Annotated in this window: 24 protein-coding genes; 12 read left to right on the forward strand and 12 right to left on the reverse strand. The window is 52.7% G+C overall.

Features of this window, described 5'->3' with window-relative positions:
- The first annotated feature begins 17 nt into the window (after positions 1 to 17).
- From LQZ19_RS05625 to LQZ19_RS05640, 4 genes are all read left to right on the forward strand, one after another.
- Positions 18 to 704: a hypothetical protein gene (locus LQZ19_RS05625; RefSeq protein ID WP_411046680.1), complete on the forward strand. Its 687-nt coding sequence runs from the start codon at positions 18 to 20 to the stop codon at positions 702 to 704.
- Positions 705 to 765: 61 nt separating this feature from the next.
- The gene (pheS, locus tag LQZ19_RS05630; protein WP_411046681.1) at positions 766 to 2,352 is read left to right on the forward strand and encodes a phenylalanine--tRNA ligase subunit alpha; all 1,587 of its coding nucleotides are present in this window, start codon (positions 766 to 768) and stop codon (positions 2,350 to 2,352) included.
- 53 nt (positions 2,353 to 2,405) lie between these two features.
- Positions 2,406 to 3,953, forward strand: coding sequence for a DUF1538 domain-containing protein (locus LQZ19_RS05635; protein ID WP_411046682.1), 1,548 nt, complete (start codon positions 2,406 to 2,408; stop codon positions 3,951 to 3,953).
- A complete protein-coding gene (locus tag LQZ19_RS05640; RefSeq protein ID WP_411046683.1) occupies positions 3,946 to 4,665 on the forward strand; it encodes a P-II family nitrogen regulator in 720 nt (239 codons plus the stop codon). The genes LQZ19_RS05635 and LQZ19_RS05640 overlap by 8 nt, the downstream gene beginning before the upstream one ends.
- A 28-nt stretch (positions 4,666 to 4,693) precedes the next feature.
- On the opposite strand, the gene LQZ19_RS05645 is transcribed toward LQZ19_RS05640, so the two are convergent.
- The gene (locus tag LQZ19_RS05645; RefSeq protein ID WP_411046684.1) at positions 4,694 to 5,671 is read right to left on the reverse strand and encodes a carbohydrate kinase family protein; all 978 of its coding nucleotides are present in this window, start codon (positions 5,669 to 5,671) and stop codon (positions 4,694 to 4,696) included.
- A 114-nt stretch (positions 5,672 to 5,785) separates the two neighbouring features.
- Here LQZ19_RS05645 and pheT point away from each other — a divergent pair, with 114 nt between their 5' ends.
- On the forward strand, positions 5,786 to 7,531 hold the full coding sequence (gene pheT / locus LQZ19_RS05650) for a phenylalanine--tRNA ligase subunit beta (RefSeq protein WP_411046685.1): 1,746 nt from the start codon (positions 5,786 to 5,788) through the stop codon (positions 7,529 to 7,531).
- Positions 7,532 to 7,573: 42 nt separating this feature from the next.
- Here the strand turns inward: pheT and LQZ19_RS05655 are convergent, their stop codons facing one another.
- From LQZ19_RS05655 to LQZ19_RS05690, 8 genes are all read right to left on the reverse strand, one after another.
- Positions 7,574 to 8,527, reverse strand: coding sequence for an Rpn family recombination-promoting nuclease/putative transposase (locus tag LQZ19_RS05655; protein WP_411046686.1), 954 nt, complete (start codon positions 8,525 to 8,527; stop codon positions 7,574 to 7,576).
- A 695-nt stretch (positions 8,528 to 9,222) separates the two neighbouring features.
- Complete coding sequence (locus tag LQZ19_RS05660; protein WP_411046687.1) at positions 9,223 to 9,888, reverse strand: hypothetical protein; 666 nt, start codon at positions 9,886 to 9,888, stop codon at positions 9,223 to 9,225.
- A 116-nt stretch (positions 9,889 to 10,004) separates the two neighbouring features.
- A complete protein-coding gene (locus tag LQZ19_RS05665; RefSeq protein WP_411046688.1) occupies positions 10,005 to 10,298 on the reverse strand; it encodes a hypothetical protein in 294 nt (97 codons plus the stop codon).
- Between the two features lie 129 nt (positions 10,299 to 10,427).
- Complete coding sequence (locus LQZ19_RS05670) at positions 10,428 to 11,066, reverse strand: tetratricopeptide repeat protein (protein WP_411046703.1); 639 nt, start codon at positions 11,064 to 11,066, stop codon at positions 10,428 to 10,430.
- Positions 11,067 to 11,373: 307 nt separating this feature from the next.
- Entirely contained in the window at positions 11,374 to 11,628 is a 255-nt protein-coding gene (locus LQZ19_RS05675) for a hypothetical protein (RefSeq protein WP_411046689.1), read from the reverse strand.
- An 8-nt stretch (positions 11,629 to 11,636) separates the two neighbouring features.
- Positions 11,637 to 11,900: a hypothetical protein gene (locus tag LQZ19_RS05680; RefSeq protein ID WP_411046690.1), complete on the reverse strand. Its 264-nt coding sequence runs from the start codon at positions 11,898 to 11,900 to the stop codon at positions 11,637 to 11,639.
- A 130-nt stretch (positions 11,901 to 12,030) separates the two neighbouring features.
- Positions 12,031 to 13,203, reverse strand: a complete 1,173-nt coding sequence (locus LQZ19_RS05685) for a type III PLP-dependent enzyme (protein WP_411046691.1) — start codon at positions 13,201 to 13,203, stop codon at positions 12,031 to 12,033.
- 100 nt (positions 13,204 to 13,303) lie between these two features.
- Entirely contained in the window at positions 13,304 to 13,978 is a 675-nt protein-coding gene (locus tag LQZ19_RS05690; protein ID WP_411046692.1) for an L-threonylcarbamoyladenylate synthase, read from the reverse strand.
- Between the two features lie 105 nt (positions 13,979 to 14,083).
- On the opposite strand from LQZ19_RS05690, the gene LQZ19_RS05695 reads away from it, so the two are divergent.
- Positions 14,084 to 14,824: a transglycosylase SLT domain-containing protein gene (locus tag LQZ19_RS05695; RefSeq protein WP_411046693.1), complete on the forward strand. Its 741-nt coding sequence runs from the start codon at positions 14,084 to 14,086 to the stop codon at positions 14,822 to 14,824.
- Here LQZ19_RS05695 and LQZ19_RS05700 read toward each other — a convergent pair.
- Complete coding sequence (locus LQZ19_RS05700; RefSeq protein WP_411046694.1) at positions 14,788 to 16,656, reverse strand: glycoside hydrolase family 5 protein; 1,869 nt, start codon at positions 16,654 to 16,656, stop codon at positions 14,788 to 14,790. The two genes, LQZ19_RS05695 and LQZ19_RS05700, sit on opposite strands and share 37 nt — an antisense overlap.
- A 93-nt stretch (positions 16,657 to 16,749) precedes the next feature.
- Between LQZ19_RS05700 and LQZ19_RS05705 the strand changes: the two genes are divergently transcribed.
- Positions 16,750 to 17,655, forward strand: a complete 906-nt coding sequence (locus LQZ19_RS05705; RefSeq protein WP_411046695.1) for a hypothetical protein — start codon at positions 16,750 to 16,752, stop codon at positions 17,653 to 17,655.
- A 20-nt stretch (positions 17,656 to 17,675) separates the two neighbouring features.
- Complete coding sequence (locus LQZ19_RS05710; protein ID WP_411046696.1) at positions 17,676 to 18,884, forward strand: hypothetical protein; 1,209 nt, start codon at positions 17,676 to 17,678, stop codon at positions 18,882 to 18,884.
- Between the two features lie 107 nt (positions 18,885 to 18,991).
- On the opposite strand, the gene LQZ19_RS05715 is transcribed toward LQZ19_RS05710, so the two are convergent.
- Entirely contained in the window at positions 18,992 to 19,438 is a 447-nt protein-coding gene (locus LQZ19_RS05715; protein WP_411046697.1) for a PTS sugar transporter subunit IIA, read from the reverse strand.
- Positions 19,439 to 19,558: 120 nt separating this feature from the next.
- On the opposite strand from LQZ19_RS05715, the gene corA reads away from it, so the two are divergent.
- Complete coding sequence (gene corA, locus LQZ19_RS05720; RefSeq protein WP_411046698.1) at positions 19,559 to 20,614, forward strand: magnesium/cobalt transporter CorA; 1,056 nt, start codon at positions 19,559 to 19,561, stop codon at positions 20,612 to 20,614.
- Between the two features lie 10 nt (positions 20,615 to 20,624).
- Positions 20,625 to 21,665 (forward strand): L-threonylcarbamoyladenylate synthase, encoded by a 1,041-nt coding sequence (locus LQZ19_RS05725; RefSeq protein ID WP_411046699.1) that lies wholly within the window; start codon positions 20,625 to 20,627, stop codon positions 21,663 to 21,665.
- Positions 21,666 to 21,682: 17 nt separating this feature from the next.
- Here LQZ19_RS05725 and LQZ19_RS05730 read toward each other — a convergent pair whose 3' ends face one another.
- Positions 21,683 to 22,780, reverse strand: coding sequence for an AI-2E family transporter (locus tag LQZ19_RS05730; protein ID WP_411046700.1), 1,098 nt, complete (start codon positions 22,778 to 22,780; stop codon positions 21,683 to 21,685).
- Between the two features lie 169 nt (positions 22,781 to 22,949).
- On the opposite strand from LQZ19_RS05730, the gene LQZ19_RS05735 reads away from it, so the two are divergent.
- Positions 22,950 to 25,133 (forward strand): methyl-accepting chemotaxis protein, encoded by a 2,184-nt coding sequence (locus tag LQZ19_RS05735; RefSeq protein WP_411046701.1) that lies wholly within the window; start codon positions 22,950 to 22,952, stop codon positions 25,131 to 25,133.
- A 73-nt stretch (positions 25,134 to 25,206) separates the two neighbouring features.
- A partial coding sequence (locus LQZ19_RS05740) for a methyl-accepting chemotaxis protein (protein ID WP_411046702.1) occupies positions 25,207 to 26,957 on the forward strand: 1,751 nt, incomplete at its 3' end.

The raw sequence follows: 26,957 nt of genomic DNA on the forward strand, positions 1-26,957 counted from the left end.
GCCCCGATAATTGAAGTATGTCCCGTGCATTAGTTTGTATCCTGATTATATCTCTGGCTCTAACGGCGATACTTCCCGCCCAGGAGGTGCTCCGGGGACAGGTCTGGGTGGAACTGGAACCTATGCCCGGCCAGTTTATAAACGATCCTAATCCGCCGGATCTTCAGACTTTACGGCGCCGGGCCCTTGAGGAAGCGTCCCTGTTTTTTTCTGACATGGTATACGGCTGGTCCTTTCATTACGACATAGGGGAACGTGTCCGGGACATAGACGAAGAACTGGAACTTAAGCCTCTGGGAACCATCCCCTGGGGGGACCCCGGGCTTTTCGCCACCGATGCGGAGATGCGGGATCAGCGTTTCTATGTGTGGGCTGATTTCCGGCCAAACGAGATCCAGCAACGCCGGCTGCGTACCTGGAAAACCGGGACTACCAGAAGCGTCCAGGCCATAGGGCACGGCCCCCTCGGCGGGTCGGTGGAAGTTTCCGCCTGGGTTACCATCAAACAGGCCGCTCTGGAAGATGCCGCCCGCTCTGCAATCCGGACTATACTCCGGGGCAGTGAACGGAACCGCCCCAAGGCCGTCGAAGGCTTTATCAGCCTGGCTGAGTTTCCCCTGTTTTGGATGGATGCCGGTCAATGGACCGCCTCAGGCCGTTTCCGGGTGAACGTTACCGAGGTCATTCCCTTCGCAGCGTATTAGAATCTACCACGTCTGAGCGCCGCCCCTTCTCAAAGCCCTCTGAAATTGCTATTCTGTCTTCATGGGTATCGATATTCAAAGTACGGTAAAGAATTTGCACCCCCTGGAGGTCCGGATCATCCTGGCCTATAAAAAGGGTGATGAGCTTACGGTGGAAAAGGTCGAAAAGGACCTGGAGTTTAAGAGCGGGAACGGCAACCAGGCCCTGTCCTGGCTCGCGGGCAAGGGTATTGTCAGTGAAATCCGCCGGGAAACCAGTATTTTTTATGAATTGACCGATTTAGGCCGGATCTGGAAGGAAAAGGGCAGCCCCGAAGAACGGATCCTGGATCTGGTCCGGGGTAAGCAAGGGGCAGGAACATCCTCAGGGCTCCGCCTTCCTGATATTGCCGGAAACCTGGGTCTTGATAACAAAGATGTGGGCAGCGCCTTTGGCGCTCTCTCCAAGCTGGGAGTCCTCGCTCTGGACGGAGAGAAAAAGGTGATCCTTGGTACGGGGAATGCCCCCGATTACTTTGCTGTTGTACGGGGTCTTCTGGACAAAGCCGCCGCCGCCGATGGCAGCCTCTTAGCGGAAGCCGCCCTGTCCCCGGCTGAAAAAATCGCCATAGGCGGTATTGCCAAGAAGCGGGGAGCGGCGGACGCGCCCTTCCGTCAGGCGGATCGGGAAACCGTCGTTTTCGGCTTTACCCCGGACTGGGAGCCTGTGATCACCGCACTTAAAGCGGCGGGGATCACCGGAGACGAAATCGGAACCCTGACTCCGGAGATGCTGGAATCCGGCGCTTGGAAGGGTAAGACCTTCCGTTCCTATAACGTCAAAGTTCCCCCTACCCGGCTTATCGTTGGCCGGACCAATCCCTACGCAAAATTTCTGGAGGATGTAAAGGACAAGCTTTCCTCCCTGGGCTTTGAAGAATTCGACGGCCCCCTGGTGGAAACCGAATTCTGGAATTCCGACGCCCTCTTTATGCCCCAGTTTCACTCCGCCCGGGACATCCACGACGTGTACCATATCGCCGAACCTGAAAAGGCAAAGGCTATTGAGGAACCCTGGCTTTCCAACGTGGCCGCCGCCCATGAAAACGGCGGCAAGACCGGGAGCCGGGGCTGGAACTACAACTTTGACCGGGAGTTTACCCGGCGGCTCATACTCCGCAGCCAGGGTACGGTACTTTCCGCCAAAACCCTGCCCAAGGCGAAGATACCCGGCAAGTACTTCGGCATAGTCCGGTGTTTCCGCTACGACAAAGTGGACGCCACCCACCTTTCGGACTTCTACCAGACCGAAGGCATAGTTCTGGGGGAGGATGTGAACCTCAAGACCCTGCTGGGTATGCTGGACATGTTTGCCCGGGAAGTGGCGGGGGCCAAGGAAGTAAAGTACGTTCCCGGCTATTTCCCCTTTACCGAACCCTCGGTGGAGGTCCATATCAAGCACCCGGTTCTGGGCTGGTTCGAGCTGGGCGGTTCCGGTATCTTCCGCCCCGAAGTTACCGCCAGTCTTGGTGTTAACGTTCCTGTGGCCGCCTGGGGCATAGGCATAGACCGCATGGCCCTCATGGCCCTGGGGCTGAACGATCTGCGGGAACTGTTTAGCTACGATATTGAGAATGTTCGGCTGCGAAGGACGAAGGAAGGGGTGTGATCCTTCCGCTACGCATTGGATATTTATAGGATTAAGAAGTATACTAAAAGAGTATGAATAAAGTATTAAACGAAAAGATAGTGGAAGCCTTTTCATCGGTGCTGCCAATCACCGCGATAGTGATTATCGCCAGCATTATTTTTGTACCAATGTCAGCGGGTATCATCGTCATGTTTTTAGTCGGCGCCGCGCTGCTCATTGTCGGTATGGGGTTCTTTACCCTGGGCGCCGACATGGCAATGATGCCCATGGGCGAAGGTATCGGCGCACAGCTCACCAAGGGGCAGAACGTGTTCCTGGCAGTGGGCATCAGCTTCTTGATGGGTGTCATCATCACCATTGCGGAACCTGACCTCATGGTGCTGGCATTGCAGCTTGCCAAATCGCTGAACATCTGGGCGCTCATTGTCACCGTAGGATTGGGTGTCGGCATATTTATGGCAATAGCGGTACTGCGGGTGATCATCGGGGTGCCCCTGCGCTTCCTTTTGCTGTTTTTCTACGCCGTCACTTTCTGCCTTGCCTACTATATGGTGAAAAATGGCAACACGGCCTTTGTCCCGGTGTCCTTTGACTCAGGGGGTGTAACCACCGGACCGATTACCGTTCCGTTTATGCTGGCCATGTGTGTTGGTGTCGCGTCTCTAAGGGGTGATAAAAGCGCCAAGAGCGATAGCTTCGGCTTTGTCGCCCTGTGTAGTATCGGCCCGATAATGTCGGTAATGATACTCGGCGTGGCCCTGCAAATCACCGAAGTACCGCCTAATAGCCTGCCTGCGGAAGAGATAGCCGCGATTGCGGATTACACCGACCGTGATGTGGTTGAATCTTTCTTCTTCGAATTTCCCGCAACGATGAAAAATGTAGGAACAGCCCTGGGATCGATACTGGTCTTCTTCTTTATATTCCAGCTGATTACACGGCGCTTTCATAAGCACCAGCTTCTACGGATACTCATAGGCTTTGTCTATACGTTCATAGGACTCGTGGTATTCCTCACTGGCGTGGATGTGGGCTTTATTCCCGTGGGAAGTCTCTTCGGCAGCGAACTCGGCGCATCCCCCATCAAGTGGGTACTGATACCGCTCAGTATGGTCATAGGCTACTTCATTGTAGCCGCCGAGCCTGCGGTACATGTTTTGAACAAGCAGGTTGAAGATGTGTCCCAGGGTGCTATCACCCAAAAGGTTATGTCGACGGCGCTCTCTATCGGTATGTCCCTTGCCCTGGGTATTGCAATGGTGCGTATCCTTTTTAACATCAGTATTTTATACATCCTGGTTCCGGGGTATGTATTCGCACTGATACTCACTTTTATTGTTCCGCCGATTTTTACCGGTATCGCCTTTGACTCAGGCGGCGTCTGTTCCGGTCCTATGACCAGTACCTTCCTGCTGCCCTTTGCCATCGGCGCTTGCGCAACCGCCGGACATATGGAGGATGCGTTTGGTATTGTGGCCATGGTTGCCATGACCCCCCTGGTGGTTGTCCAGCTTTTGGGACTTATCTACCGGAAACAATTTGCGACGATAAAAGCGGCGGAGGCCGGAGTTGGAGTGGATGAGGTGGTCGTCTTCGAGGAGGCTTACTTTTATGGCTAAAACGATAGGATCAACCGATAACCATGTTCGTCTGAAAGCGTTATTTCTCATTGTGGACTGGGATAAACTGAATGTGGTATCCGAAGTATTTGCCAAGGAAAACTGCCTGCTGAGTTTTGTCAGCAATGGCAGCGGTACCGCAAGCTCGGAAATCATCGACCTTTTGGGTATCGGTTCAACGGAAAAAGCCGTATTCATCTGTCTTGTGGAGAGTATGGATACGCCGCATATAATCCAGGAGGTTCGCCGCGCCATGGGGGCCCGGAGCGCCGGGGCCGGTATCGCTTTTTCGATACCCCTTGGCGGTGTAACTGCCCGTATTTTAACGATGTTCGAGGAAGCCGTCCAACGGGGGGACGATGCGTCAAATACTAAGGAGCAGGGTATGAAAGCGATTGAAATAAAGAATGAAATGATTATCTCGATATTAAACGGCGGAAACAGTGATGCTTTTATGACAGAGGCCCGTAAGGCGGGAGCCCGGGGTGGAACAGTTATCAGTGCGCGCGGAATTTCGCAGGAAGTGATGAAAAAGTTCCTCGGCATGTCCGTGCAGGATGAAAAGGAAATCATCTTCATTCTGGCGGATAAGAATACGGCGGTTCCCATTATGGATGCGGTAAAAACAGACTTCGGCGCTTCATCCAAGGCCGCCGGGGTGATTTTCTCGCTGCCCGTAGACCAGGTGATGAGCCTTAACGCACTGGCGTAAAAAACGCAAGCGAAGCGCTAGACCCCGATCAATTTGAAAGCGGAAAACGCTCTACGCCCCCGGCATGTTCTGTTACATAGGAGTATGCCGTCTTGAAATCCGGCACACCTCCGGTGGCCCCCACCTTGGTTACATTGAAACTGGCCACGGTATTGGCGAACAGCGCCACGGTTTCCGGCGGCCAGCCGATCAGATATCCCTGGATAAAACCGCCGGTAAAAGAATCCCCGGCGCCGGTGGTATCTACGGGTTTAAATTCAGCGAAGGTGGGGATAGTCCATTCCTGCTTAAAGTCGGTTACATAACAGCCCTTTGATCCCAGCTTAACCACCAGGAGGGTAAACTTGTAGGGCGCCAAAGCATCCCGTATTCCGGGGAGATCCGCCTTACCGGTAAGTAACACCGCTTCCTCATAACTGGGGATAAATATATCGGTTTCTTTCAACATGGGTTCTAAGAGATTTCGATAATAGTCGGTATCGAGATTGGGGTTAGCTACGGCGGTATCCGCCACGGTTATTTTACCCAGGCTCCGGGCTTTTTTAAAAAGCGCTGCGGCGCCTCCCTGGTCCATGGCGCTCATGCACATTGCGCTGCCGAAATAGACCAGATCCGCTTCCTCAATCAGGTCCTGGGGAATATGCTCGTACTTGAGCTCGGCGTTCAGGGCCCCGGATACGATAAAATGACGTTTCCCGTTATTTTCGATAAGCACATAAGAGGCCGCAGTTCCCAAGCTTGGATGACGGCTTATTCCCCGGGTATCTACTCCCACCTCATGTAAATGGTTCAGTATAAAATCACCGTTTGAATCATTTCCTATCAAGCCGCTAAGGGAGGCCTTTAGCCCAAGCTTAGTCAGGGTAATCGCCACATTCAGTGCATCGCCGCCGGTGGAATTTTTTGGTGATTCAACTTGACAAACATCCATTTGCATAATCGATTCCGGTACAGGAATGAGGGGGGTATCACAGATAACAAGACCAACACAAAGTACCTTTTTCACGATTGGATTATCTCTCCTGGTCCTCTTATACACCCGGAAGATTGAACTGTCCAGTATATTCAGTGGGTTTGGCTATTGAAACAGGACAAGTTTTTACCGTAATATCTTATTACCATGCCAAAAATTGAAGTAAACGAAGAACTTTTCTATACCCTGACGGGCCGCCGCTGGGATACCCGGGATGCCTTTGAAGAGGCTCTGACCTGCGCCAAGGCGGAACTGGACGAGGATTCGGATAAAGGCCTCCCCGCAGCGGAACGGACTCTTAAAATTGAGTTAAACGATACCAACAGGCCCGATCTCTGGGCTACCGCGGGCTGTGCCCGGCAGCTGCGTATCCATAACGGCGGCAAGAGGCCGGAGTATCCCTTCTTTTCCAGCCCCGAAAAGTCCCAAAAGGCGAACCGGAAGGTTCTGGTGGAGGCCAGCGTTAAGGGTGTGCGCCCCTATCTTGCGGGCTTCATCGCCTCCGGCAAATCCATCACCGATTCTTCCCTGCGGGACATGATCCAGACCCAGGAGAAGCTGGCTTGGAATTTCGGCCGCAAACGCCGGACCATTTCCATGGGCCTATACCGTATTGCCATCATCAAATGGCCCATCACCTACAAGGGGGTTGATCCCGATTCGGTGTCCTTTGTGCCCCTGCAATGGGATGTGCCATTGACGCTGCGGGAAATCCTCAAGCAGCATCCCAAGGGCAAGGAATACGGTTTTATCCAGGAACATGAGCCCCTGCATCCCCTTCTGGTGGACTCGAAAAACGCCGTCCTCTCTTATCCGCCTATTATCAACTCTGCGGACCTGGGGGCGGTCCAGGTGGGAGATACGGATCTTTTTGTGGAGCTTACCGGTACGGATCAACCATCAGTAACACTGGCGGCGTCGATCATGGCCTGCGACTTGGCGGATCAGGGGTATACCATTGAGCCTGTGGAAGTGGAGTACGAATACGACACTCCCTTTGGCAGGAAGCTTACTACCCCCTACTATTTCCAGGAGCCGGTTTTCTGTTCCCTCGCCCGGGTGGAACGGTTTCTGGGGGAAAAACTGAGCGCCGATGAATGTCTGGCAGCCCTGGAACGTATGGGCGTAAAGGCGGAGAAGGCCGATTCCATTGAAAACGGGGAAGCCCTGGAGCAGATCAAGAGCGGGGTCATTGCCTGGCCCCCGGAATACCGGAATGACTTCCTCCACGCCGCAGATGTGGCGGAGGATGTGATGATAGGCCGCACCCTCAACTCCTTCAAACCCGAACGCCCCCGGGACTTTACCGTGGGCCGCCTTACGCCGATAACCTACTTCAGCCGCCGGGTCAAGGAAATCCTGGTGGGTATGGGTTATCAGGAGATGATCTACAACTATCTGGGTTCCCGGAAGGATCTGGTAGAAAATATGCGGGGAGACGGCGCAAAAATTATCCGTATCTCTAATCCCATGACGGAAAACTACGAGTATGTCCGGGATTCCGTCCTGGCCTCCCTGATGCAAAGCGAATCCGTGTCGGGCCACTCGGTGTATCCCCACCGGATCTTCGAGGTGGGCAAAGTTGCCTACCGGGACAGCGCGGAAAACTACGGAACCAGTACCCGTCAGTATTTAGGTTTTCTCCACGCAGGCCAGGACGCTAATTTTAATATCGCCGTTGGGCAGTTACAAACACTATTCTACTATATTTCCCGTGAATACGAAGTGGAAGAATCGACGGATCCCCGGTTTATTCCCGGGCGGGCCGCAGCAATTCTGTACCAGGGAAAAGGGATAGGTGTTTTTGGAGAGGTCCATCCTGAGCTGTTGGGGAACTGGGGTGTCACCATGCCCTGCATTGCCGCAGAAATTGACCTGGACGCCCTCCTCTAGGGAGGGGACCTGATTTTTTACCTACCGGGCAAAGTCCACCCCTTATTGGTTTTTACCGACTTCCAGCAGCTTGCGGCTAAGTTCCGCTATTACCTGGTCCTTTTCCCCAATCACCCGGTCTTTCTCCTCAAGCAATCGGTCCTTTTCCTCAATCACTCGGGCACTTTCTTCCCGGCCTTTCCGGAGGGCGTTGTTTATACCGGATCTGTAGTCCATGGCCGCCTTCTCCCGGAACAGGGTCCGCGCCCAGCGCTCCTCATCACGGCTTATCTTTTTTAATGCACGGTCTGCCCTCATGATCCCTTCCTCCTCTTGGCACAGTTCCCCTATCAGGGCCGCCATCTTTTTGGTGTTCCGGTACTTGAAAAATATACTCCACTTTTGGTCCGCGGGCAATACGGACAGATCTGTTTTTCCGCTTAAACATTCTAAGCTTATCTTCTTCAGTTTGGGCAATTCGTAAAAAACTGAGGATACCACATCGGTCAGCTGGTCATGCTCTTTCTCTTCCTGCATGAAGTAGCGCCGGGGTACCTTCCCGCTTTCCTGGAAGAGGACGAAATTGAGGAAAAATATCTGGTACACCCGCCGTATCTGCCGGTAGTCCTCACCCCGCTTGGCCTGCCCGGAGAGCATACGGGCGGCTAAAAAGGTTGACCTGACCTTCATATCGTCATCGGACTTCTGGGCTTGCATTTCCAGGTCTGCCTGCTCGCCGTCGTTAAAGGTGACGTGGACATCCAGGCGGACGGTTTTGCCGGTGAGGTACTCCGGGAGTAGCTCGTTGTTCCGTATGGACAGAGAGGCTATGGGGCGGTCTGTGCAGGCGGCGAGCAGGGATCGCAGGGCTTCCCGGGAATCATCGTCATCGGCGGTGAACAGGCTTTTAAAGCCGAAGTCGGAGAGTATGTCCAGGGGGACGCCCTGTTCGGCGTTTTCCCGGGCTTTGCGGCGCAGTTCTCCCCACAGAAAGGGGTTTAGGAAAGATAGTTTCATGACAGCTCCTTGACGGGCCTAAGCCCTGTGGTTTTACGTGAAGCCATAAGGCCCCTACCTGATATGAGGGGGCTGAGCTGAAAATTGCTTTAGTTTATGGGTGATTTAGTGGAAGTATTTACTTCCGCCCTGCCAGATTCATCTTCGCCATAATTCATTACCGGGTTTTACGTTCAATTATTGCAATAGATTTTATCGTCCCTGTTCCCGTTGGGTCTGTTATCTTTATCTGATATTCACCGTTAGGGCTGACAGGCGGTTTGGCAAAGACGGGCGGAGGGAGGGGCATCCCCGGTCGAGCACGCAAGTAGAATTCACCTCCGGAGCCCCTTCGGGTCTCCTCCGGTGAGGAATTCCTTATGTGCTCGACCGGGGATGCCCCTCCCTCCGCCCGCCGTTGTCAGGTAGCCCACACGTAGTTAGACGGATTCCCCCACCGGCGCTAGTAAGCGCGGTGAGGGGGAGCAATGGTAAACAGATCCTTGCGAACAGGCGCTAAACGGTGGTGACAGGCGCTTTTGCGTTACACGCCCCCCCAACAAAAACGGCGTACCCGGTTTCCCGAATACGCCGTGTGGGTGACGGTCACCTGGTGCCAGGCACGCTTTTCTCCTAGGTCCGCCGCTGTGGCAATGCGGCCGCCCGGGGCTTTTTTCCCCCCCGCATAGCTTTACTGGCGGACGTGGTTTCCGGGCTTAGGGAATCACCGCCGACAGGATAGCCCCGCAGTCCCCCCGCTCGCCGGATTCGCTCTGCCAGCAGGCGGTGGCGGACAGCCACTTGCCGCGCTGGGTGGGGGCGGCGTGGAAGGTATGGGTAACGTCGGTGAGCAGCGCCGATTCGACGAGCAGAGCGCTGTCCGTGATGGGCGCATCAGCGATGGCGAAGAACGCCACGATGCCGCTCATGCCGTAGAGGATCTTCTTTTCGCCCGTATCTTTGTCCCGGCACTTCATCTCGACCTGGAACACCCCCTTGGGCTCCAGGGTAAAGACCACCTGGCGGTCCCCCACCACGATGTGGGTGTGGGTGTGGTCCCCGATGGGGGCCCCCAGGGCGGCGAGGATTTCGTCGGTCAGGAAGGGGCTGTAGCGAATGTACTGGTTGTGGAATTTCCGGATGGCAGCCTTGCGGGCGTTGACCAGCGCACGCTTGTCGGCGTTCACCGAGGGGTTTTTCTCCTGGATAACATACTCGTTCCAGGCAGCCATGAAGGTAGCCTGCGCGGTGTTGAAGGTGGTGACCACCGCGCTGGGGATGCCCAGCTGGGCAGCGTAGTTATTGACCCCCGCAGCGTACTTTTGGGACCAGACGACGAATTCCTCCTGCCCGGCGGGCAGCCAATCCTTGTTATGCGCCATTTTCTACTCCTTTTCCGGGGCATGTCCTTTTCACCCCCCGGTTTTTTCATACTATCAGCCCCTCCAACGAAGGCCTGAACGAACCCGGTGATGGGTCCGATACTGCCAATATCGCCCTAAACGTCGACGTTCAAGGTTTGCGCGTCGAAGTTCAAGGTTTGCGCGTCGAAGTTCAAGGTTTGCGCGTCGAAGTTCAAGGTTTGAAAGTCGAAGTTCAAGGTTTGAAAGTCGAAGTTCAAAGTCTGAGAGTCGAAGTTCAAAGTCTGAAAGTCGACTTTCAAGGGCTGCGCGTCGACCGGCGCCGGGCGCGCTTTTGCCCCAAGGCCGCCGTGGGTTCCGGCCCGGCCTGGAGAGCCCCCCGCGGGGACTCTCGGCAAAAGCGGTGCCAGGTACTTTTTTCTTCCGGCCAAGGGGTGCCAGGCACCGGGGGCTTCTTCCCTCTTTTCGCTCCAAACCGGTGCCAGGCACTTTTTTCTTCCCTTCTGGAAAAGGTCACTGGCACCTTTTCTTTGTTTCTGGAGGACACGGGGAGCGGTCCCTTATTGCGTATTACGTTTCGTTCCTTCAGCGATACCTTTAAGCCTTTGGGACTCACTATCATTCGGATTAATTCTTAGAGCCGCAGTATAGTCGGCAATGGCCCGGTCTAAATCGTTTTTGAGATGATATGACCGTCCCCGTTCACAATAGGCAACAGCATCATTCGGGTTAAGCCTGATGGCTTGGGAATAGTCGGCAATGGCCCGGTCATAATCTTTTTTTTCAGAATACAAAGCTGCCCGGGAAGCATAGGTATTAGCATGATCCGGCCTTATCCTCAGCGCCACAGTATAGTCGGCAATGGCCCGGTCGTAATCTCTTTTTTTAGAATACATATCTCCCCGTTGCCCATAGGCCAAAGCATTATTCGGGTTAATCCTGAGGGATTGGGAAAAGTCGGCAATGGCTTGGTCATAATTGTTTTTTATGTAATACACTGCCCCACGCAGGTAATAGGTCAAAGCAGTAGCGTCAATTTTACTGAACCCGATTCGTATTGCTTCGGTAAATTCCGCAATGGCCCGATCATAGTCTTTTCTCTGATAATAATCAGATCCAAGATTAAAGTGATCAAGAGCAAGCTCATCATTGGATTGGTCATAGACACCGGCGCCAATCCCGGCCAGGATAATCAGCAGGGGGAAAAGGGCGCGCTTTCTTAGGGAAGTAAAATAGTGCTTAAAACGTGGGTGGGGTGGGGGGGGTCAACAGCGATACTGCGGCAGTATTAGTGTCGTCAGTAGCTGCTTTCATCGTCAAGTTTTTCATGGGAGGTCTCCTTACCGTGTTTGTTTGGCCCCCTAGGGGGGTCGGTCCCGCTGAGCAGGGGGTGTAACGGACCAAAGGTCCGGGGGCCTTTTTGGAGCTGTCGGGCTTTTGAGCCGGACTGGTATAGGATGGCCGATTCAGGGGGGGTATGTCAAGATAATGAGGAGTGAGGGTGCGTTACTGCTCTTGCATAGCGGCTGCCAGTTTTTCTTGTACCATTTCGGTGATAATTTCCGCCGGGGTTTTGTGGGCGGCTATGGCTTTGGTCAGCAGGTAATCCGCCGTAAATGAGTCAACCGTTATTGAACGGGCGGTCTGGGCAGCCGCTTTCCGTTGGGCGAAAAAACCTGTCCCGTTGGGGCCTACCTTGGGCGTGGTTTTTGTCCATTTTTCATCAAGGGCATCATATTCTTCTTCAGTTAAATCCGGCATAGTTCCTCCTACTCTTTTTCAAGCAGATGTTTAAAGCTATTTCGACATTTCATCGCATGAAACACTCGAACCGTATCTGAATCAAGGACGTTATAAAAGATTTCAAGCGTCCTGGCGTTCCGGTCAAAACCGATGAGTACCCGTTTGTTTTCGGCGTCTTCATCGTCTTCGAGGGAACCGTCATATTTAGCGGTATCAATGGCCCAACGAATGTCGATCTCGTTTATGCCATGTTTGAACGCAGATTGGGTAAACTCGATGCCAACGTCCATGGTGTAAGTGTAGGCCCCCCGGAGGGCTTTGTCAATTCAGATGGAGGAAGGAGAATAACCACGGACCACACAGACTCACCATTACATTACCGTCTTTGTCCGTGAGGTCTGTGGTTATTCTCTTCAACGGTTACTTCATGATATGGGTCTTAATGGGCAGGAACCCGTTGAACCCCACCGACGCGTAGCTTGCGGTGTAGGCCCCGGTGGATAAAAAGTAGAGTTTATCGCCGACCTTAAGATCCACCGGCAGGCGGTACTTATAGTCTTCGTAGAGGATGTCCATGCTGTCGCAGGTGGGGCCGGCCAGGATGACCTCCGCTTCCTTTACCCCCGGCGCATCCTTGCTGGTGATGATGGGGTACTTGATGGATTCGTCCAGGGTTTCTATGAGGCCGTTAAATTTGCCCGCATCCAGGTAGACCCAGCGGTTCAGGGCGGTGTTGTTTTTCCGGGAGATAAGGACCACCTCGGTCATGAGGATGCCGGCGTTGCCTACCAGGGAGCGGCCCGGTTCCAGGATGATTTTTGGGAGGTCATCTCCAAAATCATCCTCAAGGTAGCGCTGAATTTCGGTGGCGTATTCGCTGAGATCGTTGGTGGGGGTGGTGTAGGCTGCGGGGAAACCGCCGCCCATGTTGATCATCGAAAGACGTATGCCCTCGTCCTCCTCCAGGGAGGAAAACAGGTATTTGGTTTTGGCAATGGCGTCGTCCCACTGGCCTATATCCCGCTGCTGGCTTCCCACATGGAAGGAGATGCCGTAGGGGACCAATCCCAGGTCCCGGGCGAGGATGAGCAAATCGTAGGCCATGTCGGGGTGGCAGCCGAATTTGCGGGACAGAGGCCAGTCGGCGGTAACGGAGTTTTCTACCAGAATACGGACGTAGATTTTTGCCCCCGGCGCTGCGGAGGCTATGTTTTTAAGGTCCTCCTTGCTGTCGGTGGCGAACATGCGGACCCCTTTTTCGTAAAAGTAGGCGATGTCCCTGGCTTTCTTAATGGTGTTGCCGTAGGAGACCCGCTCGGGGATAACTCCCAGGGCGAGGACCTTGTCCAACTCGGGCCGGGAGGCGATGTCGAAACAGGAATCCATTTCCGCAAGCATGGAGACAATTTCCGGATCAGGGTTGGCCTTGACGGCGTAATAGATTTCGGTGTAGGGGAAAAGGCCACGCAGGCGCTGGTAGTTTTCCTTGATCGTTTGAAGGTTCATGATGATGCAGGGTGTTTCCTGGTCCTTCGAAAAATTCTGGAAACGCTGCCACTCCGAATCGGAAATATATTCACCCCTGTTTACCATGATGCCCCCGCTTTGCAAATAAATTTTTTGGGAAAAAAGTTTTCGCGTTTCAGCATATTCAATATGGGTATCCGTGTATACTGGTTTTTGAAAAAAATTATTAGACCGGCCAGGGACCGGCGCCGGAGCGAATGAGACGGACTTCGTCTCCGCTTATGTCCAGGATGGTAGAGAAAATACGGGGGCGTTCTTCCCCGGTATCCAGGACCAGGTCGAGGCCCGCTAAATCTTCCATTTCCCAGCCTCCGTCGAAGAGGTCCTCCTCGGGGATGGGAGGAAGCAGCTCGGCGCTTTCCTCAGCGGTGTCCGGGGCCGCGTCATCCCGGTCATCGTCGGCCATGGAACGCTTGGCAGTTATCGTATAGAGGGGGCAGCCCAGGGCGGCAATCAGGTCCAGGGGGAGGGGATGATTCGGGATACGGACCCCTACTTCCCGGCGGCGGAGCCCCAGGGTTTTTTCGGTACCCAGGAGGGTTTTGAGGATCCACACGTAGGGGCCCGGGGAAAGCCGTTTGATCAGCCGGAACCGGGTATTATCCAGATCGCAAAGTTCGCCGAACTGGGAAATATCCGAACAGAGCAGGGTAAAATGGCGTTCATCCCGTTCCCCGGAGATGCGGCGCAGCTTTTTGATCCCCTCCTTTGAACGGAGGGAGCAGGCTACTGCCCAACTGGTATCCAGGGGCAGGGCCAGGATACCCCCATTGGCAAGGAGCGCCGCAGCGCGGGAAAGAACGCGGTCATCGGTATTTCCGGCGGTCACATACTCAATCATTAGGAAAGGATGACATAATGTTCAAAAATGTCTAGCCTAAATTTCGGAAAATGAGTATTATTGTATCAATTATAGAGAAGACCATTGGGAGGACATTTCTAAAAGGTGAATATCAAATTTTTAATACCCGCTGGGGTGATTCTGGCGGCAGTGTTGGGGTTGAACTTATATTATCGGGTTAAAAACATTACAAGAAATGATGCCGATGCAGGAGACGATATCGGTAATATAGTTTTGCAGATACCTTCATGGTCGGCGCCTGAAAACGCTGCCTACACGGCGGAAATTCTGGAATCCATGGAAAAACCGGATTACATACTGGATTATTACCGAAATGAATCAAGTCATTCCGAGGTTTTAGCCTTTTTCAGCGCCCTGGTTCAGTCAGAGGATATTGCCGGGGCAATACTGACCAATGCGGATGCTTTTGATATCCCCCCTTCCCTGGCCTTTGCCCTTTGCTGGGGGGAAAGTCGGTTCAACCCCCTGGCGGTTAACCGGACAAACCGTAATCAGACCGTAGACCGGGGCCTTTTTCAGCTGAACGGCAATTCCTTCCCCAAGCTTAGGGAAGCGGATTTTTTCAACCCCAGGGTAAACGCCTACTACGGTATGGCCCATCTGCGTTGGTGCCTGGATTCAGGGGGGTCCGATGTGGCGGGACTTGCCATGTACAATGCCGGCACTAACCGGGTCAATGCGGGGACCACCCCCAGGCATACCCTGGACCACGTATCCCGGATCCTGGAATTCCGGAAGGGTATAGAAGGCCTTTTTCAGGCTGAATATGTACAAAGGGCGCCCCATCTTCAACGGGAAATAATGATCTCCAAATCTCCCCGGTAGCCTTCGTTCCATATAAAGACCCGGGCTTCCTCCGGCTTATATTCCGCAGAAACCTTCGCCGTATCCAATGTTGTTCGGCGGATCTCGATTTTTGGAGCGGTTCCAAAACACTCCGGCGGGGCGTAGATCTCCGTAGGGGCGGGGATTCCCGGGTCCGCCCGGAAACGGAGGCGGAACAGGCCTCGTTTCCGGTTCCAGTGTATTTCCAGGATCTCTCCGGCGGTCGCCATGGGGTAGGGCCGCCGCCATCCGCCCATAGCCCGGCCTTCACCCCGGCTGAAAATGGATAGATCTTCACCGTTCCATCCGTCCCCATCTTCGGGGGTATTATCCGCCGAATAGTTCCATATAACGGCATGGAGGAGATTTTTGTCGATGGCGTCGTAGTACATGGATATGGCCTCTTCGTGGGGCCGGTAATCCCCGGTCCTAAAGGCGCTTTTCCCGTTCATATCAAAGGGAAGGCCGAATTCCCCCAGCAGGCAGGGCATGTTTCCCATTTTTTCTTTAGCCCAGGCTATGCCCCGGGCCAACTGTTCCGAAAAATGGGCCGCCACTTTCTTGCGCCCCAGAATTATCTTGCCGGTGTCGGTACGGAAGGAAAACCAGGGCCGGAAAAATTTGGTAAACAGGGTTGGACCGTCGTACCAGTGGAAAGCGTTAATCGCCCCCGTGGGGTCCTCCCTTGTCCAGCTGGGATGGCTCGGCTGCGTAAAACCTTGTCCTTGGGGGACTCCTTCTATAAATACCAGGGTCCGTTCATCGGCGTCCCGCATCCTTTCCGTAAAGCGGATTATGAAGGGCTTGAGGAAATCCTCCGCAAAGCGTACCGGCCGGCCTTGGTACAGGGCGAAATGATCCGGCTTGAGTAGTTGGGGCGTCCCCTGCCGGTCTGTCCAGACTCCGGCCTGTTTCCAGGGACAGGAATAGCCCTCCCTAAAGAGGGACAGTCCCTGAGGATTGAGTAGCTCCTGCCGGATCACCCGTTCCCCCAGGATGCCCGTGGAGTAAACCGGCGCCGAAACCCGGTGACCCGATGCGGCGGCCATGGTCTGGAAAGCGTTGGGCATAGTGCCGGTGGCAACCGCATAGTTTTCCAGGCTGTTCAAGTCCGTATAGCTGATAAAACCCGGATGGGGCTCGTTCATGGTGTCCCAGCCAATAATGGCTTTACAGTTCTTGAGCCGCCGGAAACAATGGCGCATACAGGCAAGGTACCGTTCCTGGAGCCAGTCCTGGGCGCTTTCCCCGTCGATCCTTGTTTCCGGGGCATAGGTATTGCCGCCGAAAAAGAGGCTGAACATGGTGGCCGCTCCATACCGGTTATAGTTGGTGGGCCAGATCATGCGCGGATAGGGCCCCGGGTGGAATTCGGCGTACCGTTCCCGGGTCAGGGCGGCGCCCACCGCATCCAGACGGTCCACATCCATGCCAAGCTTCTCCAGGGTCCATGCAGGGGCCCCGTCGCCGCCGGTCCAGCGGCTCCACACGTCCTGATGGGGATCCATAAACACGGAAATCCCCTTTTCCCCCGCCAGATTGAGAATTTTTCGCAAATAAGCTAGATAGGATTCATCGTAGATCCCCGGGCCCGCGTGTTCCAGAGCTTCCCAGGTAATGATAAACCGGATAAGAGAAAAACCCCATGAACGAAGCCTTTCTAAATGAGCTTCCGCCTCTGCAAGCGGAAAAGGACGGCCTATGAAAGATACCGGTTCCCGGGGCGAAAGATCCGGCGGAATTGGGCTTTTGCTGCTTCCCCCCAGATTACAGCCGCGAAATAATAAATTTCGCCCCTGTTCATCCTTAAGTTTTTGATCGATAATAATCATAATTGTAGTATACTCCAAATTAAAGTACTCGTTTATACGGTATTGAAAGGTATTAACAATTGTGCCATATTACTTAATAAAAGGAGAATTGTCGTGAGATTAATTACCTTGATAGTCGCGATTGCGCTGGTTTTCGCTTCCTGCGGTTCAGGGCCTGCCCCTGATGGTTCTGCTGCTCCTGTACAGACGCCTGCAAAGACGCCTACACAGGCGCCTGCAAAGGGCAAGGCACAGGCGCCTGCTGCACCGGGACAAATTCCCGTAGAAAAGAGGGCTGTAGTTAAATTTGCCGATGGGACGGTGGATGAGTTTACGATATCCGAATACGACCCTTCGGATATTACTCTTCTTTCGGCACAGAACCGGTTTTCAGCTTCCGGTGGGCTGATGGATCAGATTGAATTTACCTACAATGAAGACACAAAGACGGTAACCACCAAAATGACCAGGGACGATGAAAACCGGATAAAATCCCGGATTGTCTATGTGCGTGATGAAGGCACTAACCTGTTGACGCGGGAAACCGTGGTTAACAAGGCGGGTAAGGCGGTGTCCACCAATGAGTATTCCTATAACGAAGCCGGTAATGTGGTATCCCGGGCTATCCTAAACGGGAATAATATCAAACTTGCGGAAACCGTCTATACCTACAAAGGGAATTTGGTTGTTTCTTCGAAAACCCAGGATGGAACCGGAAAGCCGATTAGTTCCTCCACGAATGATTATGACCGTGATGGAAATCTGGTTAGCCAGGTGCTTTTTAACGCCGCCGGCGCTGTAACCCGGAAAATTGCCACGGTTTGGCAGATCGTATCGGGGAAACCTGTGGATATCGAAATTACGCAGACCGCTGCGGATGGCAAACCCCAGCTGAAGATTACCAATGAATATGGTACTGCCGGTGAATTGTTGAAGAAGACTGTTGAAAATTACCAAGGAAATTCCGTCCAAGTAATGGAGTTTGAATACGAGTTCCGGCCCGATCGCGGCAGAACTTAATTGTGGGGGGAACCAAATTTATGAAACGACGATTCTTAGTAGTATTCATTCTGATTTGTTGCGTTGCTTCAATGGGGTTTGCAGCTTCTGCGAATGAGGATCTGGAAATATACATGTATTTGTATGAGAATTCGCGGACCGTTACGGATCAGTTTAATATTTTGCTGGTTCTTCAAACCCGGAAACTTACCGGCGCCGGTGAATTCTACGCCAAGGCGTTTAACCGCCTGGTAAATCAAATCCCTAATATTCAAAGAAGCGCCCCCGCAGTGGAAAAATCCGCTGCGGACGATCTGGCGCAAACCCTTGCCGTACTAATTGGTGAAGAAAAATATGTCACCGCAGCCCCAGACCTCTGGCGCGCCGTGGGAGCCTTTTCTGCACCCCTGGTAAAAGCGGAAGCGTTAATATCACTGGGAAAACTGAGGGCTACTGAATTCCTTGATCCGGTTATTCGGGTACTTACCGATCTTAACGCTGCTCCTCCCCGCGGTCAGGAAGAAGCGATTGCCAAAGGACAAGTTGCCCGGGGCGCCATTATTGCCCTGGAAAAATTCCGGGATGAAGCGGGGTATCTGCCGGTGTTCATTATGTCCGTTGGGGGCTACCCGGAACGGATAAAGGAACTGGCCAAGGTTACGCTCCCCATTATTCTTGAAGACCCTTCTGCATTGTTGACCGAACAGGTTATTAAGAGTTCAAGCTATGCGCCCTCAATTAAATTCGTAGCGCTCCAGACCATAGAGAGCGCCAACGCGCCTAGTGCTTCGAAAGCGACCGCAGCGGTAGCCTCCCTGTCCGAAGGTTGGCGAGCCACCACCAACGATGTGCGGCAGCGGGGGGAAGTAGCCCGGATGCGGAAAACAAGTATCGATATGATACGCCGGTATGGAACCACTGATTCTGCGGTGTATCCCCTGCTGGAACGTTCCTATAAGGAAGGCCTCGATGATGATGAAAAACTTATCGCCATCCAGACCTTGGGAACCATTGCATCCGAGGATTCGGCGAAGAATCTTAACTCTTTCCTGATGATCCTCATAGGCAAGATGCAAAGCGGCGCCATTACCAGAACCGAAGGCGATATGCTCCGGGCAATTATCAATGCCATTGGGGTTGCCGGTAAGGCATCGAGCAGATCCCCTCTGCGGGCAGTTATAGACAGTTCGACGGCTACTAATGCGGTTAAGACCTTGGCTAATGACGCATTGGCTAAGCTCCCTCAATAGGGCTTAAGCGGAACAAAGAAAATACCTGCAGGGAAATATGTTTTACATATTTCCCTGTTTTTTTGCAGACCGTATAATTTATAGCAAAAAATAATAGAGACGGGGCTTTACTCGGCGAGGATGTGCATAATGTCTTCCGGAGAAGCGGCTTTCAGTATTTCCGCCCGCTTTTCTGCGCTTTTAAAAAGTAAGCTTATTTCCGCAAGGAACTGGAGATGGGGGCCGGTTTTTTCCAATGGGGAAAGGGTCATGATAAAAATTCGGCATGGCTCTTTATCCAGAGCGTCAAAATCAATTGCAGAATCGGAAATACCGATACAGGCAACCAGATCCTTTACCGTGGCGCTTTTCCCATGGGGAATAGCTATACCGTGCTTCATGCCCGTGGACATTTTTTGTTCCCGGTCCATGATGGCGGAAAAGGCGGCGTCCCTATCTTGTATCTTCCCTGCCGCAACCAGGATATCCAACAGTTCGTTAATAATTTCCTGCTTTGAGGCGCCTTTTAAGTGAAGAGATATAGTATCTTTTGTAAGTACGGTTTTTAGGTTCATACCCTTGAGTGTGGAGCTCAAGCTCTGAAAAGTCAAGAATAAGTATTTGAATAATATAAAATTATAGTTATTACACCAAAACCTATTGCTATGCCCTTATTTGGGTAGTATTCTCGACCTATGGCTTTAGATTTTGAACGATCCGATATAGGATTGCCCCCGGGAAGTGCGGTATACGTGGGGGATCGCCACCCTGAGGAGATAGCCCTTTCCATAATTGGTTATGATCCCGTAGGGTCCTGGGTAAAATCCGCTAAAACCGTTGATGAACTGCTGCAATACCGGAATGCCTCGGGGATTACCTGGATAAATGTGAACGGTTTTAGGGAAAGCGATGCCATCAGCCGTCTGGCCGAGGTGTATAAGATCCATCCCTTAACAATAGAGGATATCCTCAATACCGAACATCGGCCGAAGGTGGAGGAGTTTGATGATTACCTCTTCATTACCCTCAAAGAAATCAGTAATCCCGAGGATAGTCCCTTTGTTTTTGATCAGATAAGCATAGTTCTTACCGCCAATACGGTCATCACCTTTCAGGAAACCGCCGGAGATTCCTTTGACGGTATCCGGAAACGTATTCTGAGTAATTTGGGCCGGGTCCGTAAGCATGGAGCGGAGTATTTGGCCTACTCGCTTATGGATTCCGTGGTGGACCGGTATTTTCTCGTCCTGGATACTCTGGGGGCAACTATCGAAGATTTTGAGGAACGGGCGGTGGATGTTAAGGATGTGGCTTTTATTTCTGACCTCCAGGAGACAAAACAACGGCTGCACCACGCCCGGCGGGCTATTTGGCCCCTCCGGGAAAGTCTTTCCGTCCTGCTCCGGACAGAATCGGTCTATGTCAACGAAGTTCTTACCCCCTTTCTCAAGGATCTCCAGGATAATGTGATCCAGGCGGCGGAAACCGTGGAGAGTTACCGGGAGGCTATTTCCGGAATTATGGAAGTGCACCTTTCAGCGGCTTCCAACCGCCTGAATAAGGTGATGAAGGTATTAACCATTATTTCCACTATTTTTATCCCCCTTACATTTATCGTTGGGGTATATGGGATGAATTTTACCCATATGCCTGAATTAAACAGCGTCTACGGGTACCCCATAGTCTGGGGGATCATGATCCTCATCGCCATTGGGATGATCGCCTTTTTTAAAAGCCGGGACTGGTTATAGGTTTTTGTTTATGCAGCTACTTTCCACCGCTGAAGCGGATATACGCCGGGCTGCGGAAGCGCTAAAGGCGGGGCTCCTGGTGGCATTTCCCACGGAAACCGTCTACGGTCTGGGGGCGGACGCCTTTAATACCGCCGCCCTGGCCCGGGTTTTTGCCGTCAAGGGCCGTCCCCATTTCGACCCCCTGATCATCCACATCGCCGCTTTGGAATTCCTGGATCGCCTGGCGGATCTCTCCGCCTTGAACCCTGAGCTTCGGGAAAAGGTTGCCCTCCTGGCGGATCAGCTTTGGCCCGGTCCTTTAACCCTTATACTTCCCAAACGGCCTTCGGTTCCGGACCTGGCTACCAGCGGCCTTCCCACTGCGGCAATCCGGTTTCCGAACCACCCGGCGGCCCAGTCGCTTATCCGGCTTTCTACCGGCGCGGTGGCTGCTCCCAGCGCAAACCTTTTCGGGCGGCTTTCTCCCACCAGGGCGGAACATGTGCGGGATCAATTAGGCGAAAAGGTGGATTTTATCATCGACGGCGGGCGTACCGTTGTGGGGGTGGAGTCCACGGTACTGGACCTAAGCGGCGGGAGCGGTATTCCGCGCATACTCCGGCCCGGCGGGGTTTCCCGGGAGGCCATCGAAACATTGATAGGGGAGGTGGCGTTTCCAGGACTTGCCGGCGGCCATACGGGGGATCAAACCGTGGAAGCACCCGGTCAGTTGAAAAGCCACTATGCCCCCCGAACTCCGCTTAGCCTCCACAGCCCGGAAATAATGGCCGCCCTGCCGTATACTCCGGGGGAAATCTACCTCTTTTTTTCTCCCGCTACCCGTGATCCGTGGCTTGCGGAACAAACCCGGCGGGGCGCAGCGCCTCCCCCGGACTCGGTTCGGGTACTGTCCCCCTGTTCAAGTACCCAGGAGGCGGCGTCCAATCTTTTTGACCTGCTCCATGAGATGGATCGTTTGAACGCCTCCCGTATCCGGGCGGAGGAAGCGCCCTTAGTGGAATTGGGACCGGCGATTAACGACCGGTTATTTCGGGCGGCAAGTAAATGAAATAACCCCTACTGGGGTTAAACCCCAGTAGGGGGTTCGTTAGAAGCAGCCATTACCGACCGGTGGGAACCAAGCAATACCGATACCGGTTCCAGGAATGGGACATTCTCGCAGATGATCTTTACCACTACCGTCATGGGAACCGCCAGGATCATCCCCGCAAAGCCCCAAAGGAAGCCCCAGATTGTCAGGGATAGGAGCACCGCCAGAGGGGAAATCCCCAGGTTATCCCCCATTATTTTTGGTTCCAGCACATTACCGATGATCATATTGGCCCCCAGCATTATCAGCCCCACCAGGATTATCGGCGCTGGGGTTGGCCAGAACTGGAGAACCGCGAAAAGGGTAGCCCCGGCGCCGACAGCAATACTTCCGATATTGGGGATAAAGTTCAGAACAAACTGTATAAGCCCCCAAACAACGGCGAATTCAAGGCCCGCTAATTTGAGCCCCACCCCAACCACGATGCCTGTCGCCAGGGAAATGAGGAATTTGGTGGAAAGATACCGGATAATCTGTTGGACTATGCTGTCGCTTATCTTCTTAATTGACCCTGCCCATTTATCTTCAAAGGCCAATTCGATTTTTTCCTTGGCATAGGCCGCTTCAAAGAGGATAAAGACCAGAAACATGACTACCAGAAAGGCATCCCGCAGGAAATCAATGAAGGAATTGGAAAGAATAAAGGTAATATTCCGTATTCTGGCCCTGAACCCCAACTGACCCCAGAGATTTTCCAGGAAACTTAGGTGTTCATCGTAGGAAAGTTCGAAGAAACCCGCTACCCAGACATAAATCTCCGTTAAACGGCGTTCATACCGGGGATACTGGGACATAATGGCCCGGGCGGAAGAAAAAAGAATAATTCCCATGAGATACAATCCGGCGATAATGATAATTACCGCTAGGGTAATTGAACAGATCCGGGGAATCCGTCTTTCCAGGAGGAATGTAACCATGGGCCCCATAACAAATGCCAATAGGAGAGCAATGGTAAGGGGCAAGACTATGGGGGCAATTATTTTTAAAATCGCCCCCCCTAGGATCAGGGCAATAAAGGCTACTAGGAAAAAATTTGCTCTTCCGGAATTAAAACGTTTAAATTTATCCTGCATACTCCTAAGTATGGCATAATATGTAATATTTGTCAGGATTATTCGTATAAGGGGGGTAAAAGCAGATTTTTGTATCCCTATCATGCAACTATTGAAAAACAATCTTAAATATGGTTAAAATATCATTAAAACAGTTGGCGATTTGAAAGGGCAAATGAAGGAGTCATAGATGAAACTTCGTATTCGATTAAGCATTATTGTGATTGCGGTTATGGTAGTGGTGGTAGCCACTATTTCCATTGTTTTACTTAACCGGGCATCCATGCTCCAGATTAATGGGGCTCTTGAAAGTATAGAGCGTCTTGCCGGGCAGGAAGGGGCGGATGTAAAAGACCGCTATACCCTCTATTTGACCACCGCCCAAAACATAGCCGCTATTTTTAGCGACTTTGAGGGCGATGATGAGGGAATACGCCGGAATATGTATACCTCTATCTTGCTTTCGACCCTGAATAGTAATGAAAGAATTGTGGGTATCTTTACGGCCTGGAAGCCGAATACCGTCGATAGTTATGACAGCCAGTATGTCGGCCGGGTCGGGGCCAGCGTTACGGGCCAGTTTATTCCCTGGTATACCCGGGAGTCCGGACAAACAGAATACCGATCCTTTAATGAGTACCAGCCGTACCTTGATACCCTCACGGACGAGATTAAGGTTACTGACCCCAAGCCCCGGACTATTGAGGGTAAGTCGACCTATAGCCTGACGTTTACGGTCCCCATCAAAAATCAACGCCGTGAGTTGGTGGGACTGGTCGGTATTGCGGTAAATCTGAGTTATCTTCAGCCTGTTCTTGAGCAAATGATAAAGGGCAATACGGATATTTCCGCTGCGGCGGTGTATACCAGTAACGGCACGATTATTGCCAGTTATGCCCCCGATCGGATTGGGAAGACGGTTATTGAGGCGGATCGTACCCTTTACACCGATCCCGTTCAGGTGGCGAACGCTATTAAGGCCGGATCTTCCCTGACCCTGGAAGAGTATTCGACGGCTTTAAAGACCAATTTGCGGATAAAGCTGATTCCCTTTACTATTGGCGAAACTAAAACCCCTTGGTCCTTTATGATAGGCGCCGAGGAGGATGAGGTCCTGGCCGAAGTACACGAATTGACCACCTTTACCATAATCCTCGCGGCGATTTTTGCCGTTGTCGCGGCGGTGATCATCTTCTTCGTGGCGGGGACCATCACCAAGCCCATTGTAAGGGTGGGGCTGGTCCTCAAGGATATCTCCGAAGGGGAGGGGGACCTGACTAAGACCATCCCTCAAAAGGGTAATGATGAAATTTCCGATCTGGCTAAGTACTTTAACCAGACCCTGGGTAAAATTAGAGACCTGGTGATGACCATCAAAAAGCAGGCGGTAGCCCTTTTTGATATCGGGAACGAGCTTGCTTCCAATATGACCGAGACTGCGGCGGCGATTAACGAGATCACCGCCAATATCCAGAGCATCAAGGGCCGGGTCATTAACCAGTCCGCCTCGGTTACCGAGACAAATGCAACCATGGAGCAGATCACTATCAATATTGACAAGCTCAATGGGCAGGTGGAAAACCAGACCTCCAGCGTAGCCAAGTCTTCCAGCGCCATTGAGGAGATGATCGCCAATATCCAGTCCGTAACCAATACCCTGGGGAAAAACGCCGAGAGTGTTCAGGAACTGATAGAATCCTCCGACGTGGGACGTACGGGCCTTCAGGAAGTGTCCACGGATATCCAGGAGATTGCCCGGGAATCCGAGGGCCTGTTGGAAATAAACGCGGTGATGGAGAACATAGCCAGCCAGACTAACCTGCTTTCCATGAACGCGGCAATAGAAGCGGCCCACGCCGGGGAGGCTGGGAAGGGCTTTGCGGTAGTAGCGGATGAAATACGGAAGCTTGCGGAGAGTTCCGGGGAGCAGTCCAAGACGATCAGCACGGTGCTAAAGAAGATCAAGGAATCGATAGATAAGATCACGAAGTCCACGGACAATGTGCTGAACAAGTTTGAGGCCATAGATACCGGTGTAAAGACCGTGTCTGAGCAGGCGGAGAATATCCGGAACGCTATGGAAGAGCAGAGTGTGGGAAGCCAGCAGATCCTGGAAGTTATCAGCCAGCTCAACGGGATTACGCAGCAGGTTAAGGGCGGGTCCATGGAGATGCTTGAGGGGAGTAAGGAGATCATCACCGAGGGGAAGAACCTTGAATTGGCGACCCAGGAGATAACCAACGGGATGAACGAGATGGCCACCGGAGCGGATCAGATAAATATTGCGGTGAACCGGGTAAATACCATCAGTGGTGATAATAAGGCGAATATTGACATTCTGGTGAAGGAAGTTTCCCGCTTTAAGGTAGAGTAGAGTAATCACCATCCACAGGGCTATGCCCGTGTGTCGTGGGATTTTTTTTTGAGATATTGATAAGGGGGCCGTAGTGAAACTGAAGTTCAGACTTACTATTATTATTATTGCTCTGATGGTTGTGGTGGTTGCCACCGTATCAGTCGTTCTGTTAACCCAAGCCAGGGGACTGCAAACCATCTCCGCCCGGGATAACATGGAAAACATGGCGGGCCTTGAGGCCAAGGACCTGCAGGCCCTGTATGAAGAGCCTTTGGATGCTATCGTCACCATCGCCCAGATTGTAAACGGATTTGAAGCGGTGCCTGAAATTGAGCGGCGGACCCAGTATAATGACATGCTCCTTTCGGTAATCCAGTCCAAGACAGAAATAGTGGGGCTGTATACGGTCTGGAAGCCCGGGGTAATTGACAGCCGGGCTGAGTCCCTGCGCAATACCCCGGGAACCGACGAAACCGGGTATTATATGTCCTGGTATACCAGAGAAAGCGGCCAGATAGAGCTACGGGCTTTCCCCGGGGCCAAGGATCTGGCGGCAAATATCTCCACCTCCCAAATCCTGAGTAACCCCATTGCTAAGGTCATCAACGGCAAACCCGGCTTTATCGTCAGGATGACTACCCCTATTATTACCGACGATGGCCGCATAGTGGGAGTGATTGGCGCCGAGGTGAACCTTGACCAGGCGCAAAAAATCATTGAAGAGATGCATCCCTATGGAGAAGGCGGCCGGGCGGTCCTCTATGCCAACGATCTGACCATCGGCGGGCATTACAATTTTTCCGAGGTGGGAAAGAGCGCCCAGACTTCCTCCGCAGCGGTACTGGGACCCGAGGGGATATCCAGGCTCACGGGGGTCATCCGCGATGGGAAACCGGATTTTGTGATCTACAACGGCCGCATAAGCGCTGCCTATCCCTTCTGGGTAGGGGATACTACTACTCCCTGGGCAGTGCTGACCTCTGCGGGCATAGATGTGGTTTTTGCGGCGGTTAATCAGCTGACGGAATTTACCATTATTTTAGCAGCAATCGCCATCATTATTTCTGCGATTATTACTCTTATTATCGCTACTAATATTATTAAGCCCATTGTCAATGTGTCCCTGACCCTCAAGGATATTTCCGAAGGCGAAGGGGATCTGACCAAGACTATCCCCGTAAAGGGTAACGACGAAATCGCCGATCTATCCAAGTACTTTAACCAGACCCTGGAGAAAATTAAAAGCCTGATTATTATTATCAAGCGCCAGGCCATAGCTCTCTTTGATATCGGAAACGAGCTTGCCTCCAATATGACCGAGACTGCGGCTGCTATTAATGAAATCACCGCTAATATCCAGAGCATCAAGGGCCGGGTCATCAATCAGTCCGCTTCTGTAACTGAAACAAACGCGACCATGGAGCAGATCACCGTCAATATCGATAAGCTCAACGGGCATGTGGAAAACCAGACCGGCAGTGTGGCCAAGTCTTCCAGCGCCATTGAGGAGATGATTGCCAATATCCAGTCGGTAACCAATACCCTGACGAAAAATGCCGAGAGTGTCCAGGAACTGATAGAATCCTCCGACGTGGGACGCACGGGCCTTCAGGAGGTTTCCGGGGACATACAGGAGATTAGCCGGGAGTCCGAGGGTCTGTTGGAGATCAACGCGGTGATGGAGAACATAGCCAGCCAGACTAACCTGCTTTCGATGAATGCGGCAATAGAAGCGGCCCACGCGGGAGAAGCGGGGAAGGGCTTTGCGGTGGTAGCGGACGAAATACGGAAGCTTGCGGAGAGTTCCGGGGAGCAGTCCAAGACGATCAGCACGGTGCTAAA

Origin of the sequence: Treponema primitia, from assembly GCF_046533075.1 — a bacterium.
GTDB lineage: Bacteria > Spirochaetota > Spirochaetia > Treponematales > Breznakiellaceae > Termitinema > Termitinema primitia_B.

What these genes read in the sequence shown, in the direction of transcription:
- LQZ19_RS05680 (WP_411046690.1), bottom strand. Translation starts at nt 11,900, where the DNA reads ATGGACGTTGGCATCGAGTTTACCCAATCTGCGTTCAAACATGGCATA.
- LQZ19_RS05660 (WP_411046687.1), bottom strand. Translation starts at nt 9,888, where the DNA reads ATGGCGCATAACAAGGATTGGCTGCCCGCCGGGCAGGAGGAATTCGTC.
- LQZ19_RS05655 (WP_411046686.1), bottom strand. Translation starts at nt 8,527, where the DNA reads ATGAAACTATCTTTCCTAAACCCCTTTCTGTGGGGAGAACTGCGCCGC.
- LQZ19_RS05710 (WP_411046696.1), top strand. Translation starts at nt 17,676, where the DNA reads ATGAAACGACGATTCTTAGTAGTATTCATTCTGATTTGTTGCGTTGCT.
- LQZ19_RS05725 (WP_411046699.1), top strand. Translation starts at nt 20,625, where the DNA reads ATGCAGCTACTTTCCACCGCTGAAGCGGATATACGCCGGGCTGCGGAA.
- LQZ19_RS05735 (WP_411046701.1), top strand. Translation starts at nt 22,950, where the DNA reads ATGAAACTTCGTATTCGATTAAGCATTATTGTGATTGCGGTTATGGTA.
- LQZ19_RS05635 (WP_411046682.1), top strand. Translation starts at nt 2,406, where the DNA reads ATGAATAAAGTATTAAACGAAAAGATAGTGGAAGCCTTTTCATCGGTG.
- pheT (WP_411046685.1), top strand. Translation starts at nt 5,786, where the DNA reads ATGCCAAAAATTGAAGTAAACGAAGAACTTTTCTATACCCTGACGGGC.
- LQZ19_RS05675 (WP_411046689.1), bottom strand. Translation starts at nt 11,628, where the DNA reads ATGCCGGATTTAACTGAAGAAGAATATGATGCCCTTGATGAAAAATGG.
- LQZ19_RS05715 (WP_411046697.1), bottom strand. Translation starts at nt 19,438, where the DNA reads ATGAACCTAAAAACCGTACTTACAAAAGATACTATATCTCTTCACTTA.
- LQZ19_RS05625 (WP_411046680.1), top strand. Translation starts at nt 18, where the DNA reads ATGTCCCGTGCATTAGTTTGTATCCTGATTATATCTCTGGCTCTAACG.
- pheS (WP_411046681.1), top strand. Translation starts at nt 766, where the DNA reads ATGGGTATCGATATTCAAAGTACGGTAAAGAATTTGCACCCCCTGGAG.
- LQZ19_RS05730 (WP_411046700.1), bottom strand. Translation starts at nt 22,780, where the DNA reads ATGCAGGATAAATTTAAACGTTTTAATTCCGGAAGAGCAAATTTTTTC.
- LQZ19_RS05700 (WP_411046694.1), bottom strand. Translation starts at nt 16,656, where the DNA reads ATGATTATTATCGATCAAAAACTTAAGGATGAACAGGGGCGAAATTTA.
- LQZ19_RS05685 (WP_411046691.1), bottom strand. Translation starts at nt 13,203, where the DNA reads ATGGTAAACAGGGGTGAATATATTTCCGATTCGGAGTGGCAGCGTTTC.
- LQZ19_RS05640 (WP_411046683.1), top strand. Translation starts at nt 3,946, where the DNA reads ATGGCTAAAACGATAGGATCAACCGATAACCATGTTCGTCTGAAAGCG.
- LQZ19_RS05690 (WP_411046692.1), bottom strand. Translation starts at nt 13,978, where the DNA reads ATGATTGAGTATGTGACCGCCGGAAATACCGATGACCGCGTTCTTTCC.
- corA (WP_411046698.1), top strand. Translation starts at nt 19,559, where the DNA reads ATGGCTTTAGATTTTGAACGATCCGATATAGGATTGCCCCCGGGAAGT.